Origin of the sequence: Tichowtungia aerotolerans (assembly GCF_009905215.1) — a bacterium.
In the GTDB taxonomy this organism is placed as follows: Bacteria; Verrucomicrobiota; Kiritimatiellia; order Kiritimatiellales; family Tichowtungiaceae; genus Tichowtungia; species Tichowtungia aerotolerans.
Genome location: NZ_CP047593.1, coordinates 962815 through 986379 on the forward strand (window position 1 = coordinate 962815; position 23565 = coordinate 986379).

The 23565-nt window shown below is 53.5% G+C and carries 19 protein-coding genes and 1 pseudogene; 5 read left to right on the top strand and 15 right to left on the bottom strand.

The features are described from left to right. Position 1: 1 nt before the first annotated feature. From GT409_RS04175 to gatC, 8 genes are all read right to left on the bottom strand, one after another. Positions 2–652, bottom strand: coding sequence for a SixA phosphatase family protein (locus GT409_RS04175; RefSeq protein ID WP_160627230.1), 651 nt, complete (start codon positions 650–652; stop codon positions 2–4). Positions 653–746: 94 nt separating this feature from the next. Beyond that, a complete protein-coding gene (locus tag GT409_RS04180) occupies positions 747–1616 on the bottom strand; it encodes a glycine betaine ABC transporter substrate-binding protein (protein WP_160627232.1) in 870 nt (289 codons plus the stop codon). A 38-nt stretch (positions 1617–1654) separates the two neighbouring features. After that, positions 1655–2485 (bottom strand): ABC transporter permease, encoded by an 831-nt coding sequence (locus GT409_RS04185; protein WP_160627234.1) that lies wholly within the window; start codon positions 2483–2485, stop codon positions 1655–1657. Continuing rightward, on the bottom strand, positions 2482–3735 hold the full coding sequence (locus GT409_RS04190) for a quaternary amine ABC transporter ATP-binding protein (RefSeq protein WP_160627237.1): 1254 nt from the start codon (positions 3733–3735) through the stop codon (positions 2482–2484). Before GT409_RS04190 ends, GT409_RS04185 begins: the two co-directional genes overlap by 4 nt. 20 nt (positions 3736–3755) lie before the next feature. Further along, on the bottom strand, positions 3756–4934 hold the full coding sequence (locus GT409_RS04195) for a hypothetical protein (RefSeq protein WP_160627239.1): 1179 nt from the start codon (positions 4932–4934) through the stop codon (positions 3756–3758). 172 nt (positions 4935–5106) lie between these two features. Beyond that, positions 5107–7089 carry a methionine--tRNA ligase gene (gene metG, locus GT409_RS04200; protein ID WP_269844999.1) on the bottom strand — a complete coding sequence of 661 codons (1983 nt, stop codon included), beginning with the start codon at positions 7087–7089 and terminating at the stop codon, positions 5107–5109. 68 nt (positions 7090–7157) lie between these two features. After that, positions 7158–8630 carry an Asp-tRNA(Asn)/Glu-tRNA(Gln) amidotransferase subunit GatA gene (gene gatA, locus GT409_RS04205; protein ID WP_233231609.1) on the bottom strand — a complete coding sequence of 491 codons (1473 nt, stop codon included), beginning with the start codon at positions 8628–8630 and terminating at the stop codon, positions 7158–7160. A gap of 15 nt (positions 8631–8645) precedes the next feature. Next, on the bottom strand, positions 8646–8942 hold the full coding sequence (gene gatC / locus GT409_RS04210) for an Asp-tRNA(Asn)/Glu-tRNA(Gln) amidotransferase subunit GatC (RefSeq protein ID WP_160627243.1): 297 nt from the start codon (positions 8940–8942) through the stop codon (positions 8646–8648). 259 nt (positions 8943–9201) lie between these two features. Here gatC and GT409_RS04215 point away from each other — a divergent pair, with 259 nt between their 5' ends. The 3 genes from GT409_RS04215 to GT409_RS16115 all read left to right on the top strand — a co-directional run bounded on the left by GT409_RS04215 (position 9202) and on the right by GT409_RS16115 (position 10419). After that, complete coding sequence (locus GT409_RS04215; protein ID WP_160627245.1) at positions 9202–9459, top strand: hypothetical protein; 258 nt, start codon at positions 9202–9204, stop codon at positions 9457–9459. Between the two features lie 42 nt (positions 9460–9501). Then, positions 9502–10155, top strand: coding sequence for a redox-sensing transcriptional repressor Rex (locus GT409_RS04220; RefSeq protein WP_160627247.1), 654 nt, complete (start codon positions 9502–9504; stop codon positions 10153–10155). 87 nt (positions 10156–10242) lie between these two features. Then, positions 10243–10419 carry a helix-turn-helix domain-containing protein gene (locus tag GT409_RS16115; RefSeq protein WP_408647958.1) on the top strand — a complete coding sequence of 59 codons (177 nt, stop codon included), beginning with the start codon at positions 10243–10245 and terminating at the stop codon, positions 10417–10419. Here the strand turns inward: GT409_RS16115 and GT409_RS04230 are convergent. The 5 genes from GT409_RS04230 to GT409_RS04250 form a co-directional block, all read right to left on the bottom strand. Next, a complete protein-coding gene (locus GT409_RS04230) occupies positions 10416–13571 on the bottom strand; it encodes an H-type lectin domain-containing protein (RefSeq protein ID WP_160627249.1) in 3156 nt (1051 codons plus the stop codon). The genes GT409_RS16115 and GT409_RS04230 overlap by 4 nt on opposite strands. Positions 13572–13723: 152 nt before the next feature. Continuing rightward, a complete protein-coding gene (locus tag GT409_RS04235; RefSeq protein ID WP_160627251.1) occupies positions 13724–15166 on the bottom strand; it encodes a sulfatase-like hydrolase/transferase in 1443 nt (480 codons plus the stop codon). After that, positions 15163–16248 carry a glycoside hydrolase family 99-like domain-containing protein gene (locus GT409_RS04240; RefSeq protein ID WP_160627253.1) on the bottom strand — a complete coding sequence of 362 codons (1086 nt, stop codon included), beginning with the start codon at positions 16246–16248 and terminating at the stop codon, positions 15163–15165. The genes GT409_RS04235 and GT409_RS04240 overlap by 4 nt, the downstream gene beginning before the upstream one ends. 1 nt (position 16249) lies before the next feature. Next, positions 16250–17407 carry a glycosyltransferase WbsX family protein gene (locus GT409_RS04245; protein WP_160627255.1) on the bottom strand — a complete coding sequence of 386 codons (1158 nt, stop codon included), beginning with the start codon at positions 17405–17407 and terminating at the stop codon, positions 16250–16252. A 97-nt stretch (positions 17408–17504) separates the two neighbouring features. Next, positions 17505–19901, bottom strand: a complete 2397-nt coding sequence (locus GT409_RS04250; protein ID WP_160627257.1) for a dockerin type I repeat-containing protein — start codon at positions 19899–19901, stop codon at positions 17505–17507. 158 nt (positions 19902–20059) lie between these two features. On the opposite strand from GT409_RS04250, the gene GT409_RS04255 reads away from it, so the two are divergent. Both GT409_RS04255 and GT409_RS16120 read left to right on the top strand, forming a co-directional pair. Next, positions 20060–20938, top strand: coding sequence for a helix-turn-helix domain-containing protein (locus GT409_RS04255; RefSeq protein WP_160627259.1), 879 nt, complete (start codon positions 20060–20062; stop codon positions 20936–20938). A gap of 256 nt (positions 20939–21194) precedes the next feature. Next, positions 21195–21356 (top strand): annotated as a pseudogene (locus tag GT409_RS16120) (transposase); the annotation flags it as partial. Positions 21357–21383: 27 nt separating this feature from the next. Here GT409_RS16120 and GT409_RS04265 read toward each other — a convergent pair. Both GT409_RS04265 and GT409_RS04270 read right to left on the bottom strand, forming a co-directional pair. Then, a complete protein-coding gene (locus GT409_RS04265; RefSeq protein WP_160627261.1) occupies positions 21384–21731 on the bottom strand; it encodes a hypothetical protein in 348 nt (115 codons plus the stop codon). 243 nt (positions 21732–21974) lie between these two features. Next, positions 21975–23110 (bottom strand): IS3 family transposase gene (locus GT409_RS04270; RefSeq protein ID WP_160627263.1). Its coding sequence is split into 2 segments (ribosomal slippage): positions 21975–22846 and positions 22846–23110, totalling 1137 coding nucleotides; the frame shifts between segments, so codons are not numbered across the junction. Positions 23111–23565: the final 455 nt, after the last annotated feature.

The following is a 23565-nucleotide window of genomic DNA, read 5'->3' on the forward strand; positions in this document are numbered from 1 at the left end:
GCTAAGGCGTGCCGCCGGAGGCTTTATGCGCCGTGAAATAGATCATCGCCGCGACAGCCGCCAGAATCAGCAGCAGACACACCATAAAAACAGAAAACACCTCAAGCTTCTGGATCCGCTCACGCTTCCAGCAAGCCAGCTTTTCGCGCCAGCCGATTTTCACCGGCACCGGCCTGGGAACATCCAGATGTACAAGTTCGGCACGCCCGAAGGATGCATCGCGCCACCGGCCTGAAATATTCAGCACAGCAAAAGATGCAAACTTCAGCTTGTAGACATCCGCATTCACAAGGTGATGCAGCATGGAACTCATGGCGGGATCGTGCCCAACCAGCATGACCGTATCCAGTTTGTCATCCAGGAGATGGACAACCCGCAGGATTTCCCGTTTCTCCGCTTCGAACAGGTCTTCATTCACCTGCATCTGATCGCGCGAAAGCCCCACCTTTCTGCCGAAAATCTCAGCGGTTTCACCGGTCCGGCGGGCCGGGCTGGTGACAATCAGGTCCGGCACAATATTCAGTTCGGCAAACCGGGCGGCCACGGCCTGCAGGTCACGACGGCCTTTGCGCGTCATCGGACGGCCGATATCGGGCACAAAAGGATCTTTGTGCATAAACTCGCCATGTCGAACCAGAATCAGTGTTTTCATAGCGTGCCTTGCTACAATAAAGCGTTCTTCAATGCACGAAAAAACGCTTCGAAGAACCCCCTCGAAGCGTTTTCCAGATGCCAACCTGGCGAGTTTATGACTGAGGGATCCAGTCGCTGATTACCTCTTCGTTTTCCTGCATCCATTTTTTGGCAACTGTAGAGACATCCTCATCAGAGTCATTCACCTTAACCATCAGGTCCGAAAGTTCGGCATCGGTCAGGTACATGTTTTTCAGGAACTGTGCCAGCTCAGGCTTATCTTCTTCGAGATCCGCACGGCCAATGAGTTCGATATTACCTTTTCCCCATATGACCTGGTCATCATCCTGTTCGAGGAATTTCATATCCCAGCGCCCGAACATCCAATGCGGCTTCCAGGCGGTAACCACGATCCACTCTTTGTTTTTCACCGCGTCGGCAAGCGCGGCAGTCATTGCCGGACCACTGGATGCCATCAGTTTGATGCTTTTGAGCCCATATGCCGGGATCAGTTCATCTTCTGTTTTTTTCATCACACCGGCACCGGCATCGATGCCGGTGATGTGTCCGCCGAACTTGTCCGCGTTTTCTTCGAGTTCAGAAATTTTATCGATGGTGACGTAGGCGGGAACCGCAAGGCCGGTTTCTGTTCCCTCATAGATCGTCCCGAGACTGACCAGATCATCGCTGTACCGGTCGAGGTAGTCCTGATGCAGCTCGCGCCAGCACTCCATGAAAGCATCATGGCTGCCCTGAGCAACGGCGGTATAACCCGGCGCAACATCCGCGGCGGTCAGCTTGACATCATAGCCCATTTTTTCTGTAAGAACGGCTTCGGCCAAATGGGTGTAAGCCACTCCTTCGGCCCAGTTCACATAAACCAGCTCCGCTGTTTTTCCCGAAACGGTCTGCGGGTTGCAGCCGCTGAGCATCAATGCACCCAGTCCAAGGCCGGTCGCGAGAATCAAAAGTTGTTTTTTCATGCTGTGTATCTCCTGTAGTTTTGTGGTCGATATTTATTTTATTGGTCAGAATGCGTCAGGCTCTGGGTGACACGGTCCAGAAAGATCGCCAGAATGACGATTGAAATCCCGGCTTCGAACCCGATATCAATTTTAAGCTGCGTAATTCCTTTGAGCACTTCGTTTCCCAGACCTCCGGCACCGATCATTCCGGAAATCACCACCATGGACAACGCCAGCATAATGGTCTGGTTGACTCCGGCCATGATCGTCGGCAGCGCCACCGGCAGTTCCGCTTTAAACAGCAACTGCCGCGGGTTGGAGCCAAACGAAATGGCGGCTTCATGAATTTCCGATGGAACCTGCCGGATTCCAAGACTGGTCAGCCGAACCGCGGGCGGCAGCGAGAAAATCAGCGTGGCAATCACGCCGGGGACCTCGCCGAGTTTGAAAAACAAAACCGCCGGAATCAGGTACACAAAGGCGGGAAGCGTCTGCATAAAGTCAAGAACCGGACGGACAATGCGTTCGACCACATCACTTTTAGCGGACCAGATACCGAGCGGGACGCCGATGAACAGCGCAATCAGCACCGAGGCAAGCACCAGAGAGAGTGTCTCCATCGTGGCGGTCCAGTAGCCCATGTTGTAAATCAGCAGCATGCCCAGCACTGTAAAGATTGCAACGCCACGCTTCGCGGTCCACCAGGCCAATGCCGTCAGAAGCACAATCATCAGAAGCGGATGGGGTAGAAGAAGCAGGAACTTCAACCCGGCCAGGATTGCCGTGACCGTGTTCCCGATGCTGTCGAACACCATTTCGAGGTTGTCTGTAAACCAATTGATCAACGACTCAAACATTTCTCCAACAGGAATTTTTGGAATCGTCATGCGTCACCGTCCTTGGCCTCTTCGGCCTCTGCAAGCACCTCTTCAAGCGGGGTCACGGCTTGCTCTTCACCGCTGTCTTCATACATTTCCGCCAGAATGGCCGCGCGATCGAGCAGTCCGAGAAGCCGGCCGTCATCGTCCTGAATGGCGATGGGATAACGGGTGTTCATTGCGGTGGTCAGCAGGTCGGCAATCGGCGTGTCCGGACCGGCCACAAAGAGATCGGTCTGAAGTGCTTCCGTTACATCCTGTTTTTTCGCCCGTTCGAGTTTGACGGCATCATCCACCGTGAGCAGCCCCTGCAACCGACGATCCGCATCGACTGCAAAGATGGAAGAGATCCCCTGCTTTTCCATTGCGCGAACAGCAACGTGCGACCCATCTTTCGGAACCGTAATCGTGCGGGCCTTGCGCATCAGCGACGAAGCGGCAATCACCTTACTGCGGTCCACATTTTCGACAAAACGTTCCACATACTCATCGGCCGGGTTCGTCAGAATCTCTTCCGGGGTTCCGATCTGCACAATGGAACCGTCCTTCATGATCCCGATACGATCGCCGAGCTTGAGTGCTTCATCCAGATCGTGCGTGATAAAAACAATGGTTTTATGCATACGCGACTGCAGTTCGAGCAGTTCGTCCTGCATTTGCGTTCGGATCAGCGGATCGAGCGCACTGAAGGCTTCGTCCATCAGCAGCACTTCCGGATTACTGGCCAGCGCGCGGGCGAGGCCTACGCGCTGCTGCATTCCACCACTCAACTCGTCGGGCATGCTGTCTTCATAGCCTTTGAGACCGACCAGCTCCAGAGCCTCCTCGGCACTTTTGCGAGCTTCGGCAGCCGGCGTACCGGCCACTTCCAATCCGTATTCCACATTGCGAATCACGGAGCGGTGCGGCAGAAGACCAAAGTGCTGAAACACCATTGAGAGTTTGGAGCGCCGCACCTGCAGCAGCTCCTCCTTGCTCATTTTCATGATGTCCTGACCGTCAATCAGAATTTCGCCGCGCGTCGGATCGATCAGGCGGTTCAGGCAGCGGATTACCGTAGATTTTCCGCTGCCGGACAGCCCCATCAGAACGAAGATTTCTTTTTTGCGAATCTCGAACGAAGCGTTGTTAATCCCGATACCGCATCCGGTCTTGTCCAGAATCTTGTTTTTTGTCAGGCCCTTTTCAATCATCGGAAAAACCCGTTGCGGGTCGGGTCCGAAAATCTTAAACAGGCCATTGACCTTTATAATACTCATGAGCTCTCCCCGGTCTGAGATTAAAAATAGAAGCCGATATTGACATTAAAGCGGGTCGACCAGCCGTCATCACCGCCCTGGCCCAGACCATCAGTCCAGTTCGGCCCCAGCCACGGCTGGTTTTTTCCCGAAGCGATGTCGATATACGTAAAGAAGCGCCCCGCGGAAACAGAACAGCCCAGAATGTTCTGCATACTGTCTGAAAACGCATCATCATCTTTCTGCAGGATGCTGAAATCATTGTAGAACGTAAGCTTTGTGATCGGCCCCCACTCGACCGGAAGGCCATATGCCACACCTGCACTGTAGATGTTACCGGCGGCAGCCACATTATATGAATAATCATAGGACCCCATCGTAATGGTTCTTCCGCCGCCGGGATCACCGCTCAGCGCGGAATATTCATAACGAAGGGCTTCCAGCATCAGGTTCCATCGGCCGCAGGTTTCATTCAAATGCAGCGCAGCAGCATAGTGCGTTCCGTCATCACCGCTGTTTTCGTTGTGAAGTCCGCCCACCTGAAGCGAGGCTCCGAACTCACTGGTGTGGGTTTCGCTGTGCTCAACCGTATATGCAACGCGAATGTTTCCCTGATGCTGTTCTTCCGTACCGGCACCGCCTTCATCCACCGGATCGATTGAATAACGGGCGCTGTCGTCGCTGTCGCCGCCCCAGCTGCCTTCGTCTTCCACATAGTAGGCCAGCTGAACATTCCACGGACCGCTGTCGCGAATATATTTCACACCGAAATCATAGTCATCCTCGAGGCCGACATAGTAGGCCATCTGGAAAAAGTAGTTATGCGATGCCCAAGGAAGGATCCCGAAAGGAACCTGATGCACCCCGACCTGCACCTGCCAGTCCTTTTCCTCCCAGCCCAACCAGCCGTGATGGAGCATATGGTAGTCATGCCCGTCGGCATGCTTGTCCCGGTAATAACGGTATTCGAGAGAACCGATCAGGTTATTGGTCTTCAGGTCGAGATTGATTCGCAGAGTATCCAGACCGAACTCGCCCTGCTCCTTGTAGTCTTCATCCCAATCCCGATAGGAATAGTTGACACGGGCAGCACCACCGATACGTACCGGCCCGGCATAAAGCCCGTCTGTCGCAAACGACGACGACGACAAACAAAGTAAAAATGAAACAATAAAATAATACGTGCTTTTTTGTGTGTTCCGGTTTTGTTTAAACAGCAAACCAACTCTCCTTTTGTGTGTTTTTTCTCCGCTATTTTCTGAATCAGAAACAGAATATCCCAACAGAATCAGTTCTGCCGGAACCCTCTGTTATACGGATGAGCGAAACACACGCAAGGGTTTATCCAGTTTTTCTGCAACGGAAAACCCTAAAAAACATTAATAAAAACCGCTATTTTACAGCCGCGCCGCTGGCCGGAAGTTCGCCATCAACGGTGATCAGACGAAGCTCTTTGCCGACCGACGCACACAGCAGCATGCCCTGGGATTCAACGCCGCGGATTTTGGCCGGCTTCAGGTTGGCGACAATCACAATTGTTTTTCCGACCACCTCTTCCGCGCTGTAGTGCTGGGCAATACCGGCGATCAGCTGGCGTTTTTCTTCGCCGACCTCCACCTGCAGCTTGAGCAGCTTGTCCGCACCTTCCACTTTTTCAGCTTCCAGAATTTTGGCTGTGCGCAGTTTCACGTTCATGACATCGTCGTAGGTGATAACGCCTTCGGGCTTTTCCTGTTTCTCAGTCACTGCATTTTCCTTTTCAGATGGTTTCGGCGGCTTCTCTTCTTTCGGCAGCTCCACCCTCGGGAACAGGGGATCCGTTTTCGGGACCTCGCTCCCGGCTTTAATGACCCCAAACACGCGGAGGTGTTCCATATCGGGCATGCCAAGACCAAACAGCGTACGCAGTTCTCCCATGCGCTCAGGCATGACGGGATACAGCAGCGCAGAACTGACACGCAGCGCCTCAGCCGCCACTGCCAGAGTTGTTTCCACCTCTTCCGTCCTGCCCTCTTTCGCGAGGGTCCACGGCTGTTTGATTTCGAAATACTGGTTCACCTTGCGGACGGCGGCGAGCACCGAAGCAATGCCGCCGTTCAGGTGCATGGAGCCGATACTCGCTTCCATGTCCGTCACCGCCTGCTGCACGGCATCCCACAGTTCTTTTTCAGGACCGTCGGCAACAGCATCGTTTCCAATGGCTGGAAATTTCCCGTCACAATAGCGTCCCAGCATGTTGGAGGTGCGGCTGAGCAGGTTCCCGAGGTCGTTGGCGAGATCTGAGTTGTAACGACGCACAAAGGCTTCCTCCGTGAAAGAGGCATCCTGTCCGAGCGTCATTTCCGCAATCAGGAAATAGCGGAAGGCATCGACGCCGTAGCGGTCAATCATTTCCATGGGGTTGACCACATTGCCGAGACTCTTGCTCATTTTGGTGCGACCGGTCAGCCACCATCCGTGAGCGAAAACCGTTTTGGGCAGCTCAACCCCCATGGCCTTGAGCATGGTCGGCCAATAGACAGTATGCGTGGTGAGAATATCCTTCCCGATCAGCTGATGATTAACCGGCCACCATTTTTTGAACATGTCGTCATCGGATTTATAGCCAATGGCGGTGATGTAGTTCAGAAGCGCATCGAACCAGACGTAGGTGACAAAATCGCTGTCAAACGGAAGCTCAATGCCCCACGCCAGACGGCTTTTCGGACGGGAAATACAGAGATCCTGAAGCTCATTGTTTTTCAGGAACCCGAGCGTCTCGTTGGCACGGAAATCGGGCTGAATGAATTCAGGATGGGTTTCGATGTATTCGATGAGCCACTGCTGATAGTGGCTCATCCGGAAAAAATAATTGGTTTCGACGATGGCATCGACTTTTCGCCCGCACTCGGGGCAATTGCCCTCAACGAGATCTTTTTCCGTAAAGAAGCGTTCGCAGCCGACGCAGTACCACCCCTCGTACTCTGCGCGATAAATTTCATCACGATCATAGAGATCCTGAAGAACCTCCTGCACAATCTTTTTGTGGCGATATTCGGTGGTACGAATGAAATCGTCGTTGGAGATTTCGAGCCGTTTCCAGAGTTCCTGGAAGCGCACCACCGTCTGGTCGCACTGCTCCTGAGCACTGATTCCGTTTTTCTCCGCCGCCTGCTGCACTTTCTGCCCATGCTCATCCGTGCCGGTCAGAAAATAGGTCGGCGTTCCAAGCAGGCGGTGGTAGTTAGCCAGCACGTCCGCAAGAATCGTAGTGTACGCATGGCCGATATGCGGCTTGTCGTTCACATAATAAATCGGGGTGGTAACGTAATATTTGGTATCCATATCCCGCACAGAATATAGATTCCTGAAAAACTTTCCAGACTTAGCAGACAGTTTCTCTCCGGTCGGTCATCAGGCAGAACCGCTCGGATCGACCGCCACAGAACGGCTGATCAACCGGATCAGACCGGCTGAATCGCAGGCTTCCGTTTGTGCCAGTCGGTGGTCTGCTCGTAGGCGTGGCCGACTTTGAGAATATTCTCCTCTTTGAACGAGTCACCGAGAATCTGCAGGCCGATCGGCAGGCCGCCGGATGAAAACCCGCACGGAATGCTCATGCCGCAAATGCCCGCCAGATTGACCGGCGTCGTCAGAATATCGTCGAGGTACATCTTGAGCGGGTCCGCGCTCTTCTCACCGATCTTATAAGCAGGGGTCGGCGTAACCGGAGCAATAATGGCGTCGCACTGTCTGAAAGCTTCGATGAAGTCGTTGCGAATGAGTGTCCGCACCTTCTGGGCGCGCAGGTAATAGGCATCGTAGTAACCGCTGCTCAGAACGTAGGTGCCGAGAATAATGCGGCGTTTCACTTCAGAGCCGAATCCGGCGGCGCGGGTTTTGCCGTAAAGCTCAATCGGATCTTTTCCGTCGAGGCGCATGCCGTAGCGGATGCCGTCGAAGCGCGCGAGGTTGGCGGAGGCTTCGGCGGTGGCAATAATGTAGTACACAGCAATTGCATATTTCGCATTCGGCAGGCTGACATCGACGATTTCTGCGCCGAGGTTTTTACAATGCTCGACGGCATCGCGCACCGCTTGCTCCACTTCCGGATCCATGCCTTCCACAAAATATTCTTTCGGCAGGCCGAGCTTCATGCCGGCGAGACTGTGGTCGTCTGTCAGTTTTTTTCCAAACATTGGAACGTCCACATCGACCGATGTGGAATCTTTTTGGTCGTGCCCGGCAATCGCTTCGAGAAGCAGCGCGGCATCTTTAACCGTCTTGGTAACCGGACCGATCTGATCGAGCGAAGAGGCGAATGCGGTCAGGCCGTAACGCGACACCATCCCGTAGGTCGGTTTGAGGCCGACGCAGCCGCAGAAGGCGGCGGGCTGGCGGATGGATCCGCCGGTGTCTGAACCGAGCGACGCAATGGCTTCGTCCGCTGCAACGCTGGCGGCGGACCCGCCGGAGGATCCGCCGGGCACGTGATCGAAATTCCAGGGATTGCAGGTTTTTCCGAGCGCCGAATTTTCTGTGCTCGACCCCATTGCAAACTCATCCATATTGACGCGCCCCAGCAGAATGGCGCCGGCTTCGCGCAGCCTGGCGATGACCGTGGCGTCATACGGAGCGGTGTAGCCCTCCAGCATTTTAGAAGCACAGGTACAGGGCTGCCCTTTCACGTTCAGGAGGTCCTTAATCGCCAGCGGAATGCCCAGCAAAGCTCCGGTTTGTCCACCGGCGCGCGCCTCGTCAGCGGCCTCGGCCTGCTCCAGCGCAGCTTCACGATCAAGGGTCAGATAAGCACCAACCCGGCCATCGCGTTCATCGATAGCGGACAGCACATCATTGACGATGTCGACGGAGGTACACTCCCCGGCGGCCAGCAGTTCGCTCAATTCAGAAATTGTTTTTGTGTTCAGGTCTGTCATTTTTAACCACTGATTTTAAAACTGCTCGTTGATTTTAGGGACAAGGATCTGACCGTCGCGCGCGGCAGGAGCGTTGGCCGTAACCGTATCGTTATCGAGAGAGACGCCCGGTTCGTCGGCACGCAGGACGTTGACCAGCGGCACGGCGTGCGCGGTCGGCTGCACGTCCGATACGTCCAGCTCGTTGAGCTGCTCAACGTATTCAAGCACCTGATCAAGCTGCCCCTGAAAGAGCACTGCCTCCTCGTCGGTCAGCTCAATCCGCGCGAGATTGGCGACGTACGAAACATCCATATGATTTGCGTCTGACATGATTTCCCCCAACCGCCACTCCGACGGCGTTAGCTGTTCACAGCACTGCAGAATCACTGCATGTCCGATTCCAGATAACCAATAACCTGCATTAAAACCCCGCACTATAGAGAGGCGGTTCGGCTGGAGCAAGCGGACACTTTTTCAAATCCAGCCTCCGGAACTGTGCGCACCAAACCAAATTGATTGTTTTTTATCGATTGACTTTTATCGATATGTGAATATCCTATCCTCAACTTCAACCACGGGAGGACGGAAGATGAAAAAGATACATGTTGATATCTGCAGCGACCCCACCTGCTATCGGGAAGCCGTTTTGCTGTTTAAAGAGCTGAACGCTGTGCTCGGAGCGGCACTGAAAGAGCAAATTGTTCTGACCGGGATTCCCCATCCGCACAACGGCCGTCTGGCTCCTCCCTGCGTTCAGGTCAACAACCGACTGATCGCCCGGGCTACTGCTGGAGAAGTAAAAGAAGCCATTCAGGAGGCCCTCGAACCGCATCGGATGGTCGCCTGACGCAATTGACACCGGAAAGCCGCACCTGCTAGATTGGAGCCTATGAGTCAAATCGAACGAAAAACTGCCGGAGTGCCAACCCTGAAGCGCTTACCACTGTATCTGCGTCTGCTGCGACAGATGCAGGCCGCGGGCGATGAATATGCCTCCGGCGCAGTGGTCGCCAAGGAACTCGGACTCGACCCGATTGTCGTTCGAAAAGATCTGGCGATTACCGGCGCAGTCGGACGGCCGCGCCTGGGTTTTCAGATGGACGAAATTATCACGGCGATTGAAGATTTTCTCGGATGGTCCAACACCACCGATGCTTTTCTGGCCGGGATCGGAAACCTTGGAACCGCTCTGCTCGGGTACCAAGGGTTTGAACAGCACGGCATGCGCATTGTGGCCGTGTTTGATGCCAACCCAGACCTGATTGGCCAGACCATACACGGCAAGACCATACTCGATATTAAAAAGCTGCCGACCCTCGCCAAGCGGATGCACGTGCAGATCGGCATTATCACCGCAACCGCATCCGTCGCTCAGGGAATTGCCGACTCGATGATCGAAGGCGGAATCCGTGGAATCTGGAATTTCACGCCCACCAAGCTCAGCGTCCCGGACCATGTCACCCTGCAACGCGAAGATCTCGCCTCCAGCCTCGCCGTGCTCTCACACCGCCTGCTCATCGGCCACCGCTCAATAAAGTCGTAATCGCAGTCATGTGTCCGTCTTTCGGGACTGCCGCAGCACATCAATTATCTCTTCAAACAGGAACTCGGCATCAGCCCAACCGCCCTGCTGCATCTCGAACACTGCAAGCGCGCCTTCCTGCTGATCCGGAACGACCGCCTCAGCGTCAAGGAAGCGGCCGAACGAACCGGCTTCTGCGATGCCTATCATTTTTCCAAGGTGTTTAAAAAAACCTACGGCTTCCCGCCCGGCCTGATCACCCGTTTTTTCAAGCCGCAAAGTTAATCCTGAAAAACAACCCAACCGGCGGTTTCTGTTGGCAAAATGGTTTGCTCTGCATCATACGAGGTCTCTTCCTGTCCGCGCAGATGAACACCGTAGGATCCAAGGTTTTCGTGCCGCAGAACTGTCGGATCCTCGTTGTTGAAGGTATTCAGCGAAGCGAAAATGCGTGGATTGGTGAGCGGAGCGGCGCTGTAACTGATCCATTTGTCTCCACTGTAGATTCCGGTTGCAGTTCCGACCTCAAACGCTGAACTGTCCGACTGCCCCGGCTCCATGAGTACAAAGCCGGTGATCTCGCCCGAGTGAACCTGATAGGCATCGGATGCGAACAGAGTATTTGTTTCCTGCGACTGCAGATGAACGAGGAAGCCGTTAGTGGAGACACTGCACACCCGGGGAGCAACTGCATTGGTGTTGTAATCGGTCTCCACCTGCGCCAAAACAACCGGAGAGGAAGAAAATGCCTCCGTCGGCACAAATGTAAACTGATTTTCATCATACAGCTTGAGGCTGTAAAAACAACCGTCTTTCACGCTGCCGGAGCTGTATGTTCCCAATGTAATGTAATTGCTGCTCAGCCCGTCCTGTGTATGAACCAACCCGGCAGCAGTCCCGTTCAAATCAATCGGCATGCCGTTAACCGTCAGCCGGATCGTTGCCGTTCCGCTGCCGTCAAACGCAGACGGTGTATCGACCTGCAGTGCAACCTGATATTGGGCAGCGGTCAGGTTGGTGGCAGCGGCGGTCAGTTCCTGCCCCTCGGCCCAGCACCGGATATCGCCGTTGCTGTAAATGCGCAGGGCAAAACCGCCGGACGGGTTCGCGTCATTTGAATTCTGAGCTCCGAAAGAAATGACATTGTATTCGGCCGACCCGACTTTGGTTTCGGTTTCGATCCGGAAGCGCCCGGTGTCCGAGAAACTGACATCCGGCGAAACACTGGCGAGATTATTGTTTGCGTACAGGCGAAAATATGAACTTCCGTTCGGCATCTGCTGCTGCCAGTCACTTCCGTTCGGTCCGCAGACATAGTCGATCACCTGCTCATACGCCGAAAAACCTTTCTGTCGCAACTTATCCGAATCCACATCGATGTTATAGTTTACGTCCTGCGTATTCGGGTTGTCCGTTGCATAGAATTCGTCTTCAAAGAGGCGCAGGTCGTCCGTGACCCAGGCTTTGGCTGCAACCACCTTTTGTCCGTCAATCGTGTAGGTTCCCGGCGGGATGGCCAGCCAGTGGACCGTTTCGTTCATATGCGATCCGTCGTCGCACTCCCACTCCTGCACCTTCGCCTGGAAATTGGTGCGGGTTACATTGCGAATCCTTGTCGATACCGGAGAGGTTCCACTGTAAGAAGGCGGACCCAGGATCACGACGGGCGGGTAATCATAAACATTCGTGAAGCTGATTGTCGTCCAGCTGTCATTCAGCGTTGCGGCTCCAAGCTCAAAGGCCGCATTCACACCGTCCGCCCCGGTTGCCGTCGCAAAGGCATTAATCCGGTCAACCCCTTTAAACAATGACGGAACAATCCGGGCGCCTTCCGAACAGTCATTCCATCCAAATGAATGAACCAGCGGAACTTCCGCGGACAGCGGGAAGTCATTCACCCAGTTACGGGCATCCTGAAGCATTTCGACAATCCGGTCCGGCGCAGCTTCTGTTTTCCACGGCCCCCTGGGATAACCGTCATTCCACGCCGCGCAGTTTTCCTGCCGGGGGAACGGATCCCAGCCGGTCGAAGCCTGCGGCAGGTATCGGTGGGAAGCTTCGTCGCGGTATGCGTTCCATGAAGAATATCCGGTGACTCCGCCGGCATAGCGGGAATAGGAATCTATCGTTTCCCCGAAATGCGCCACGGCATTAGTGATTTCATTATAGGTCCAGCAGGTTCCCACAATGTAAGGATCTCCGGTCCCCTGAGCGATGGATGCGGCGCTCAGATCTTCCAGCATGTAGGCCACGTTGCTGTAGGATCCGGCACTGATGTAGGACGGCAGGTTGAAAACATAAATCAGCGGCCGACCGTCCAGCACCTTGAAGTAAGCGGAATTCGTCATCAGGTTCAGGAACCAGTCTTTCATTCCGTATTCCCAATAAGAAAACCCGGAGCCCATCATGTCTACGCAGAATGAAACCTGCGACCGGCGACTGCTTGCAAGATACATCTGCAGCCCATAATCATTCAGGTTGTTTTCTCCGACATACCTCGGCGGATAGGTATCCCAAACGATATAGTCGATTCCCGCAGCAATCGCATAATCCAGCTGCTGGTCCATTTCAGCCTGCGTATCCGACCCGAACACGCTGCTGTCTTTACCGGTAATCTCCCCGTAGTAGGGAATCCGTTCCTGGAAATAAGCCGGACTCAGCTCCTCGATTCCCTGCAGGCCGACGGCATCGTTTGTTCCTGTGTATCCATGCCACCATCCGACACCATGCAGCGGAGTCCGGTCATAAAGGGACAGCTCCCGAATCCACGCCTGCTGGTAAGAAGAAGCATATGCGCCGAATGTGATAAAGTTGTCGGCAAATCCATCGGTTTCATGGGCATACCCGGCAGCGGTTCCGTTCATATCCCAGATCTCGCCGTTAACGCGCGCATGGACCCGGGCGGTGCCCCCGCCGTCAAACCCCGGCGGCGTACTGATGTAGACATCCACGGCAAAAACAGATGTTCCGGAAAGGGAAGCGGCAGCCGCAGTCACCTCGCTTCCTCCTGAAAAAAGCTTCAGGTCCCCGTTGGAATAGAAACGAAGCGAAATTCCGGCAGAGGGAAGATGAACGCCCTGAATGCCTCCCAGATTGACAAAGCAGTACGATGATGTATACGGCTCAACCGTCATGTGCAGATGGAACTCGCCGGTTTCTGAAAAATCATGATTGAGCGAAACACGCGGCGCCGTGTTGCCCGCCGTCGGGTAAATGCGCACAGCGGCAACTTCATCATTCATCTGAATCTGCCAGTCATCGCAACCGGCTTTCGCATAGGTCTGCGTGGCAAGCGTACCGCTCTGCCGGGCATCCAGCTGAAGATTGAGATCCCACGTGTCGGCTGTCACCATAAAGCTGTCCGTGAACTGAACCTGAGAACCGGCAGCGACCGAAGCAACCGCAAGACTTGATGCGGCAAAAAGCTGAAACAGCATAGAACACCTCCTTTGGAATAGACCTCATTCTATCTCCAGAGAAGAAGTGCTTCTCGCACTCACAGGCCAATTCACCGCACATCCGTGCCACTCAACAACAAAAAACAGGCGGGTGGCAACAAGCACACCCCGCCGGTTTCCGCATCTGCCTTCTAAAGATAATCAGGCTGATATAGTTGAACCGGCTTGTTCCACGAACGAAACTTCTGCCAGGCGGCTTTGGTTTCAGGATCGTTATAGTCCGGCCCCGGAAGATCCTTCAGAATCGCTTCAAATCTTTTGCGGGCAGCGACTACTTCGGGATCATACGATTCCGTTACATCCTGATAGCCGATATCCGGGTCCTTGGGACCATTGGCGCCGAGCGGTTCGCACTGGGACAGCGCACCGTACCCGGTCGATTCATCCCGCTCGTCACCACAGTCATAGAACCGGCCATAACCGTCCAGCAGCCAGCGATCATTTCTCAGCCAGCGCGCATTGTTAAACTGCATAAACACCCACTCGCGCGGCTCAAAAGGTTTCCCCAAAAGATACGGCGCGAAACTTTTTCCGTTGATATCGTCTGGGATCTCTGCTCCGCACAGCTCCGCGAGGGTCGGCATAATATCCGAAAAATCGACCATCACCGGACTGGCGCCCCGGGACTTGACGTTCCCCGGCCCCCAGACAACAAACGGGACGTGCGGAGCCACCTCGGACTCGAACTTCCCTTTCCCGTAACCCGGCGTTCCATTGTCGCCCGCCAGAAAAATGATGGTATTGTCCAGAATGCCGAGGTCATCAAGCCGACCGACAATCAGCTCCAACTTGCGATCGAGGAACTGCATGTTGGAAGCAAGGGTTCCCTTCTCTTTCTTCCCGGTCGGTTTTCCGGAAGCATCGCAGACCGGCACGTCAGGATAAAACCAATTACCGTTCATCGGCGTTCCACCCTGATGCGCCATATGCGGCAGATTGGACGGCCAGTACACAAAAAACGGCCTGTCTTTATGGCGGGTGATGAAATCGAGAATTCGCTCGCTTTCGATCTGCGGGCCGAAATCCTCCGAACCGGTTTGCAGTCCTTTGCCGTTCTCGAGCAGCCCCGGATGCCAGTACCAGGAAACAGAATACATTCCGGCGGTTGTCTTTTTCGGACTCTGAAACGGCCCGTCGTAGCCGTCCCACCACTGCGTCGTGCAGTATTCATCAAACCCGTAATTGACCGGCGTTCCGCCGAAATGAATCTTTCCGTACCATGCGTTTACGTAACCGGCCTTTTTCAACACCTGCCCAACCAGCTGATGACGGGGATTACGCCACAGCCGGATATTCGGCTCCACATGGTTTTCAAAGTAACCCTGCTTAAACGGATATTTCCCGGTCTGCAGAATCGCCCGCGACGGCCCGCAGACCGGCGCCGCCCAGGCCGTTTGAAACATCACGCCCTCTTCCGCCATTTTCTCGATGGTCGGCAGTTTAATCCCATGCTCGTTGTAACAGCGTAAATCCTTCGCCGACACATCGTCGGCCAGCACAAAAACAATGTTCGGCTTGGTTGCACCCAGTGCGACAGCACTGGAAAAAAGAAACAGCAGCAGCTTGCTCTTCATGGCTTCAAAACCTTCCTGATTGCGTCCAGCCGGGCAGTTCCTTTTTCCAATGTGGGACACAGCCAGCCGCCTTCATCAAATTCATTCCAGGCATAGAGCAAAACGGTATTGGCCGGAACCTGCTTTGGGTGGCGCTTTACATATTCCAAAGAAGATTTCAGATGGACCGCAAATTCCTCCGGCGTCGGCTGATCATGATACATTCGCATGTCATACGTTTGGGCCGATGGATCCCACGGCACGCCGGTCTGAATACGCGGACGCATATCAAACCCATTGGCCGCCAGCGGAACAAACTCCGGCCCGGCCTCCTGATATGAAGGCCAAAAGGTATGCTCCACATAGTTCCTGTATTTCGCGTATGTGCAATCGTGCCATCCGGTATTGGCCGCATAGGCACCAATGGCGTCCGCCCCGTATTTTTTACGATATTGCTCAACATCTCTGGCATTAAAATCCTGAAACACAATATAAGGATTCTTCAACCCGGCGGCCTGCGCCTGATCGCGAAGAGCCCGAATCAGCTGCGCTGCCTTTGACTCGCTTTGCAGAGCAAACGGCTGGGTTAAATTTGCGGGAAAGAGCAGATAAACCAGCGGACGGCCACCGAGAACAGTCTGGTATTCCGGGCGCTGCATATAGTCAACATAAAGCGGAACCCGCGCCATTGCCTTTTCCAGCCCGCCGCTGCCGAAATGGCCGCCCTGCAGGTTCATGCAGAAATTGATTCGGCTGCGGTTCGGAGCATCCAGATACAACTGCAGGGCTCGGCTTAGATTATCGTTTTTTTCATAAATGCAAAATGCCCAGTAGTCCAGACCGGCATCCGCAGCAAAATCAATTTCTTTGCGGATTTCATCCGCGCCGCCGCGAATGCGAATCTGGTTCGTAGAAATCACTTCCGCAAAGAAAGGTGCGCGCCACTGCCAGCGCTGCGGGGAAAGCGTTGCCTCCACGGCACCGTTCACATCACTGCCATTCCCATACCACGCATCCCATCGGATCGCACCAACCAGCGGGCGTTCCGCAAAACATCCGCAGCAGCATAAAAGCCCTAGAACCCAATAAAACAAACGCGTCATATTAACAATCCCCGGCGACCACAGATCGCATAACATTTCGAATGGCCTCCAGATATCCCATTCCATTTTCCAGATCCGGCTCCAGATAGCTGCCTTCCGTCCATTCGTTCCACGCATTGACGGTTATAAACGGATGCGGCACGCCGCTGTTTTCCACTCGCTCCTTTGCCATCTGCAGCGCATGCTGGAAATTCACCGGCGTGTTATTCGCAATCGTATACATAAACGGATAGCCCCGCTCATCAAAGACATCGGACTGTACCGTACGCGGCGAAGAATCCCAACCCATGGTTATATTGGGATAATAGGGCTGATCAAATTCGCAGTCCGCTTTATCCCAATACCTGAAATAGGCATCACGTATTGTATTATATTCCACCTGGGGAAACTTTTTGGAGGGATAATGATGTATCCACACATAAGACGTAACACTGTCGAATCCGAGTGCATCCACAACGGCTTTTGCGTCCGCCGGAGCGGTTTCCCCGGGAAGAATCGGATTATCCCACACAACGGCATTGAGATGCAGTCCGTTGAACCCGGCGGCCTGAACCTTTGCGCGGAAGAGATCGAGCAGCTGCCGGGTTTCCTCCAGGCTGCCGAAGCCTTCCATCAGCTTGGTCAGCTCATAAAATGAAAAATAAGGACACCCATCGAGCCGCCAGTAGGACGGATGGCGAAAATAGTTTTTAATGCAGTGATCGATCACATTTTCAAAGGTTTCCGGAGTCACCGCGCCGGGATAAAGAACCTTCGCGTCCTCAAACGGTCGCTCAGAACGCTTGAGAGGATGAATATCAAGCCAGTCGTGATTGGCCCACATCAGGGCGAATTTTAAGCGGTCGTTGTTGGGAGCACTCAGGAATCCTTCGTCAAGTCCGCGCTGGAGGAAAGGTCCGTCGTTGTACCAGTACCAATCAAAAATAAAGGTATCGATTCCATGATCGGCGGCGGCATCAATCTTCTGCGCCATCACACGCGGATCCGCTTCATCGGTTTCCCCCCACGCCGGGAGGTTCGGCTGCCGGTGCCCGGGGAAGCGCGGCTCCGCTCTTCGAACCAGCTCCCACTCGGTCCAGTCCGGCCCGTGTACAGTTTCATTTCTTACATCCCGATGATAGTTCGGAAAATAATAGACAGCGATCTCGGCAGGTTTCATAAATCTCCTTCTAATTCCTGCATTGTTTATACGACACGACGTTTGTGCCACTCAGGAAGCCCCGGTTTCCCCGGGGCTTCTCACCCTTCTTTATAAATTATCGCGGCTCCGTACGCGTGACTGCGCCGATGTTGTCCAGCCACGGCTTCCCGCTCACAGTGGTAAACTCGACACTCAGACTGCCGGAATTGGAAACTGTCACCGTATTGGTATAGGTCTGCCATGTATCCGGATCGAGACCCGTCGTATCGACCGCCATCGTGTACGGGGTTGTTCCAACTCTGAAGACCGCATTAAAAACCCCGCCGCCGGTCGTACTTGACTCGCTTTTTGCATTTCCACCGGAGAATGTCACCGTAAGCGTATCCCCTGCATTCACAGTTGTGGCCAGATCCTGGCTGATCGTCCCGATATTATTCATCAGAGCCATCCAGCTGCCATCCGGCGACGTTGTAAAGTGAGTTGTTCCCATATTCAGCTGGTAAAGGCTGCTGCCGGTCGGATTCCAAACAGGATGAACAACGCTCCATGATCCCGACGCTCCCGGAGGATCTTCGAAACTGCCGGATTCGACACTGATGAACGACGTCGGGCCCGCCTCTTCAACGACACGGAAAAACCGCATGGAATCATCCGGCAAAACGGCGCTGAGCGTGTTCGTACCGGTGCCGGACGCCAGAATATTTTCATACGTCGCAACTCCATCATTGTATTTTGTCCAGACCGGGTTTTCGAGGGACGTACAGGTTTCGACATCGTACTGCTTCAACTCCGTACTCTCCCATTCAAAACCGATCATGGCGCCGTTCAAGGCCATTTTGAGCTTCCAGGGAGTCAAAGCCCGGACAGCGGTCACATCACCCGCAGTAAACGAACCATCGCCATCGATATCAAAATCGGACAGATTCAGGGCCGCCAGTGCCTCGGCCGCCGTCATGCCGTCACCAATCAGAGCCGCCTGACGGTCGGCCGCACTCAGGCCGCCGTTGCCATCCAGATAATTCTGAGCCAGATCCGCATCATCCTGATCCACAACCCCGTCTTTATTCAGGTCTCCCTCCTGCGCTTCAATCACAGCATGAAGAGAAACCGAATCGAGCTGCACCTGTGAAACCAGCGCAATGTTCTTCACGTCATTCGAAGCGACACCGCCCGGAAACCCGGGAATCTCGGCATCACACACATGGTTAAAGATTACATTCACCGGGCCGCTTCCCTGAACGGCCAGCAGATCCGCACCACTGATTGACACTGCTGCAGGAGAGCCAAACGAAGACGGCAGAGCCGTTGAGACAAGCTGCTGAAGAGTTCCGGCAACGGCATTGGCGGTGTTGGTTACATCCGATCCGGACCCGGTCGTTAACGCAACCGTAAACGCCGACTCAGAACTGTTCCAGGATGGATCCAGCAAGTCTGTCACAAACTGATACGTCGCATCGGAATCAATGGCAACCCCGTTCAGAATATCTTCCTGTTTCAATCCGTTGCGATAATCCATGGATGAGTTCAGCACAACCGTATCGCCGTTTAAATGGGTATCCAGATAGAATGTCCCGTCGAGTTCCCCGTCCCCATCATTGACATGCGGGGTACCGACCGCCGGAATCAAACGGTTGGGATCCTCATAATAATGCGACCAGCTCTCAAGGTCTGCAGTGGCATTGGCTGTCGCGGAAAAATCGCCAAACGTCCCGGTCATATTCCATTGCGAGGCGTCTGAAGGAACCTTATTGGCCAGTGCACTGAAGTCGCCGTTAGGAATCAGGTTTGGACCGGTGATATCCGCAAAAGCGGGAAACGCGGGAATACTCTCTGCCGTTACGGACACATTATCAAACTTGACGGAGGAGGTTGACGGATCGCCATCACTGTACCATCCAAGCATGATACGGTTTTCCGCCTCCACGGTTCCGGCATAATTGGTGTTTCCGGAAGAAAATACATATTGCCAGCCATTGAATGTGGCAGAAACAGCGTTCCCGCCTTGATAATGAACCACCAGCGTATTGATGTTGGTAACATACGCCGTTACATTGGACTGCCCGCGGAATGCACCGTTATCATAAAAACCGAGCAGGTAATCCCCGGTTCGGTTATCCACCCTAAAACTGTAGCCGGCATTCGCACTGAACCCGTCCGTATCCGCCAGCCCGAAATTGACCATCGCAAAACCGGCCTCGCCGTTGGGAAACTGCATATCGACTGAAATCTCAATATCATCAGCAATTGGAGCAAAATCTGCATCGAGTGACGCAAAGACCGACCCGGCCGTTCCGGCTTTGTAGAGCCGCATCGTGCCGCCTTCAATCTGCGACTGCCAGTTGTTACCGACATTGTCGTTCCATTCTGCCGGCGCCTGTGTCCCGGACTGCCGCAGTTCCAAATCGGCATTAATATCCTGACCATTGGACGTATTAAACGTATCGTTGAACAAAAGCAGCTCAGCCTGAACAAAGCCGGCCAGAAAAATTACTGCACTCAACAATCTTTTCATCGTCTTCCTTTCGTTTATTGATCCGTTATTTCACTCAGATTGGATTCATGATAGCAAAACCGTCAAAAGCAAACTTAACCGCCGCGCCAAAAACCCGCACAATAATGCCAAACATCAAACCTTGCCCGGTCCGCCCGAATCCGGCACTTTCTGTCCTGATGAGTGAACTGGTTACAGTGGATTGCAAACACGTCTTCGGAGACACCGGATTCCCGCTGGATGTCTCATCATGGATCGATCACGGCGACTACCCCCGCCACATCCACGACTTTTCAGAAATCGCCATCATCATGGAAGGCAGCGGAACAACGGAAGTCGACGGACAGCTCTTTCACTGCCATACCGGCGATGTCTTTGTCCTGCACGGGAACCGTCCACATGCCTACCTGGATACCGACCACCTGGGAATCATCAACATCACCTACAATCCCCAAATCATCGGGCTCGACCAGTTCGACTCCGGCCTCCTGCCGGGCTATCAGGCCCTCTTCGTGGTCGAACCCGCACTGCGCAGCCGCAGCCCCTACAACCGGCACCTTACACTCTCTCTGGATCAGCTCATCAAAGTCAAAGCCCTGACCGACCTGATGGAAAAGGAACTCCACGCCCGGCAGCCGGGCTGCCAGCTCATGGCCGTCGGCCACTTCATGATCCTCGTCACCCTGCTCTCCCGCTACTACTCCGAAAGCGAAGCTCCCGACACCCGCAAAGCCCTTCAGCTCGGCAAAGCTCTCAGCTATCTGGAAAAGCACTTCATGGAAGAAGTCCAGATTGAAAACCTGGCAAAAATTTCCGGCATGTCGCGCCGCTCCTTCTTCAGGGCGTTCTCAGAAGTCACCGGACAAACCCCGCTGGCCTACCTGATGCGCCTGCGCATCATGAAAGCCGTCGAAATGCTCGAAATGACCGACAAAAACATCACCGAAACCGCCTTCGACTGCGGCTTCCAGGACAGCAACTATTTTTCCCGCCAGTTCAAAAAAATCATGGGCCACACCCCCAGCGACTTTCAGAAAAAATACAGCCGGATCAAATAGAGTTCCAACCACAGGAACGCTTCAAATGCAAACCGCCTGATGGCAGGACTACATGCCCATTCAACCGAACAGCTACAACTCGTAGTCCCGCCTTTATGGCCCGATCTCTATGCTCTTGATTGGTTCCGCCGTCTCCGGTTTTTAGAACCTGATTTGAATAAGAAGCCGCTCCTGCTGCAGGCCCAACACCAACTGGAATTCGTCTTTAAGACGGACAGCCGGCGCCCGCTGCCAAGCGGGTTCTCCGTACGGGTTTCCGGGCGTCGGACGGATTCTGGCCCTGAGCATCCTTTTTGAAATTGATACCATCGAACGGTTCCCGTCCGTAAAAAACTTCGCCAGCTACTGTCGTCTGGTGAAGGGCTCCGTGGCATCCGCCGGAAAACTCAAAGGTCTGTGCGGTGGCAAAATGGGCAACCCGTAGGCATATTTTAATGGCTAGTTGTCATTTGCCATATTTCATCTCAACAAGATTATCTCTATAAACTCTATCCAGATATAATTCTGGCGTAACAACAAAAGCCCTAACATCATTTGCGTGCTCATCACTGGACTCTAACCGAAACTTGGGATACCAAATAGGTTTAGAATACATGCCGCACCTTTCACTAGAAGTAACATCAAGTATTAAGAATGGAATATCTGCACCATGCCGATTGTACAGATTTATTTTTTTTACAATGCTGTAAGGGGTAATGTTGTTCTCTCGAACTTTGAGCTCATGACCAAACAGGTCTCCCACTGTTTTGGGGAATTGAGGGAAGATATTGCCAATCCGAACGCGAGCTTCCATGCATCTTTCGCTCCAATTGTTCCCCTTTATCAGTGCATAATTAATAGTAGGTTCAGGGATTGACTGCATAGGTCCCCTGTCTAAACTCATCTCGAGATTAAGGCGTCCACTATTTGCACCACATTCCATTTGCCATTCAGAAGTGGACTCGGGTCTTAAACCACTCAATGCTTTGTTTTAGTTATGCCGCATAGCTCCGGGTTTGTTTTGTTTCCTCCCTCCTCCGGAGGAGGGAGGAAAAAATCACGCCGCCAGTTTGACGACTCCTTCATAAACTTCTTCCGGTGTTGCGCCTTCAAGTGACTGGTGAGGCCGCTGAAGGTTGTAACGCATGATATACGCTTCAATGCCTCGTTCAAGCACCCATCCGTTTTCATACGATCTGAGATAGATATCTTCATATTTCAGACTGCGCCAGAACCGCTCGATCACTACGTTGTCGAGCCAGCGGCCTTTGCCATCCATGCTGATGATTACGTCCAACTCTTTAAGCCGCCTGATCCATTCATCGGATGTGAACTGGCAGCCCTGATCGGTATTGAAGATCTCCGGCGGAGTCCCCGTACGTTCAACGGCCCGATTCAATGTCCGCACGCAAAAGGCCGTATCCAATGTGTTCGACAGCTCCCAGGCAAGAACCTTTCGGGAGTGCCAGTCGATAATCGCAAACAGATACATGAAGCCCCGGGCCATCGGTATATAGGTGATGTCTGCGCTCCAGACCTGGTTCGGCCGGTCGATTTTCAGCCCCTGAAGCCGATACGGATAAATGCCCGTCGGCCCGCCGGGGATGGTGGTGCGCTTGCGCGGATACACCGCCTCAATGCCCATCAACATCATCAGGCGTTTTACGCGGCCACGGCTGATTTTCGGCCAACCTCGCCGACGAAGGTAGTCCCGTATTCTCCGCGCACCGGCGGAGGCATCTTCCATATGCAGCTCGTCGATCTCTTTCATGATGCGCAAGTTTTCTTCCGATTCGCCCATCGGCAGGTAGTAGATTAATGAACGGGGGATCCCCAGCAGCTTACATTGCCGGCGAATACTGATTTTTGATTCCTTACTCACGAGCTGCGCCCTCTGCCGGGAATCCCCAGCTGTACGCACTTTTTTTCGAGCCAATCCACCTCCATGGACAACTGGCCCACTTTGCGCTCCAATCGGGCTTTCTCTTGCTCGACCTCTTTGTCGGGCGCGGCGTTCTTCCGCTCAAAGACTTCAGGAACCCGTTCTAAAAGTTCCTTCTTCCAGTTACCGACCTGTACCGGGTGCAATTCGTATTTCGCCGCGATCTCGTTAATCGTCTCCAGCCCTTTGACCGCCTCGAGTGCGACACGGGCCTTGAACTCCGCCGTGTGTTTCCTTCTTTGTTTCTTCATAGCTCCTATCCTTTCATGTTCGGGAGCTATGCGCCAAAACTAACTTAACCGGTGGTTCGAATCCTCAAGTCCGCCTCTTTCAATCGTTTCTCGATCAAGAAGAACTCCAATGGTTAAATCCGTGATCGGTAGTTGCTTCCAATCATTTATATTATTTGACCGAAGTTCTTCACGTGAATTTATTAGAATCGCCCCAATTCCCAAAAGGCATAGGGAGATATGGCCGATTATGATTAGCCACCCAGTTTTAGTTGGCCTTTTGCTGTTTTTTTGAAGCAACTTATTTATATGACCAAGAATTGCAACTGTTGCAGTGACAATAGTTATTGCGATTACAACTGTAAGATACAACTTATCTCCTCCTAAAAAAGCGGCTTAGTTCAACAGTTGGTTAGATGGAAAGGTTTCCATATATGACCCTTATGGGATGGACGCATTCTCCATCTATTATGATA

What these genes read in the sequence shown, in the direction of transcription:
- gatC (WP_160627243.1), bottom strand. Translation starts at nt 8,942, where the DNA reads ATGTCAGACGCAAATCATATGGATGTTTCGTACGTCGCCAATCTCGCG.
- GT409_RS04240 (WP_160627253.1), bottom strand. Translation starts at nt 16,248, where the DNA reads ATGACGCGTTTGTTTTATTGGGTTCTAGGGCTTTTATGCTGCTGCGGA.
- GT409_RS04235 (WP_160627251.1), bottom strand. Translation starts at nt 15,166, where the DNA reads ATGAAGAGCAAGCTGCTGCTGTTTCTTTTTTCCAGTGCTGTCGCACTG.
- GT409_RS04250 (WP_160627257.1), bottom strand. Translation starts at nt 19,901, where the DNA reads ATGAAAAGATTGTTGAGTGCAGTAATTTTTCTGGCCGGCTTTGTTCAG.
- GT409_RS04190 (WP_160627237.1), bottom strand. Translation starts at nt 3,735, where the DNA reads ATGAGTATTATAAAGGTCAATGGCCTGTTTAAGATTTTCGGACCCGAC.
- GT409_RS04175 (WP_160627230.1), bottom strand. Translation starts at nt 652, where the DNA reads ATGAAAACACTGATTCTGGTTCGACATGGCGAGTTTATGCACAAAGAT.
- gatA (WP_233231609.1), bottom strand. Translation starts at nt 8,630, where the DNA reads ATGACAGACCTGAACACAAAAACAATTTCTGAATTGAGCGAACTGCTG.
- GT409_RS04220 (WP_160627247.1), top strand. Translation starts at nt 9,502, where the DNA reads ATGAGTCAAATCGAACGAAAAACTGCCGGAGTGCCAACCCTGAAGCGC.
- GT409_RS04265 (WP_160627261.1), bottom strand. Translation starts at nt 21,731, where the DNA reads ATGGAAGCTCGCGTTCGGATTGGCAATATCTTCCCTCAATTCCCCAAA.
- GT409_RS04255 (WP_160627259.1), top strand. Translation starts at nt 20,060, where the DNA reads ATGAGTGAACTGGTTACAGTGGATTGCAAACACGTCTTCGGAGACACC.
- GT409_RS04185 (WP_160627234.1), bottom strand. Translation starts at nt 2,485, where the DNA reads ATGACGATTCCAAAAATTCCTGTTGGAGAAATGTTTGAGTCGTTGATC.
- GT409_RS04215 (WP_160627245.1), top strand. Translation starts at nt 9,202, where the DNA reads ATGAAAAAGATACATGTTGATATCTGCAGCGACCCCACCTGCTATCGG.
- GT409_RS04180 (WP_160627232.1), bottom strand. Translation starts at nt 1,616, where the DNA reads ATGAAAAAACAACTTTTGATTCTCGCGACCGGCCTTGGACTGGGTGCA.
- GT409_RS04230 (WP_160627249.1), bottom strand. Translation starts at nt 13,571, where the DNA reads ATGCTGTTTCAGCTTTTTGCCGCATCAAGTCTTGCGGTTGCTTCGGTC.
- GT409_RS04245 (WP_160627255.1), bottom strand. Translation starts at nt 17,407, where the DNA reads ATGAAACCTGCCGAGATCGCTGTCTATTATTTTCCGAACTATCATCGG.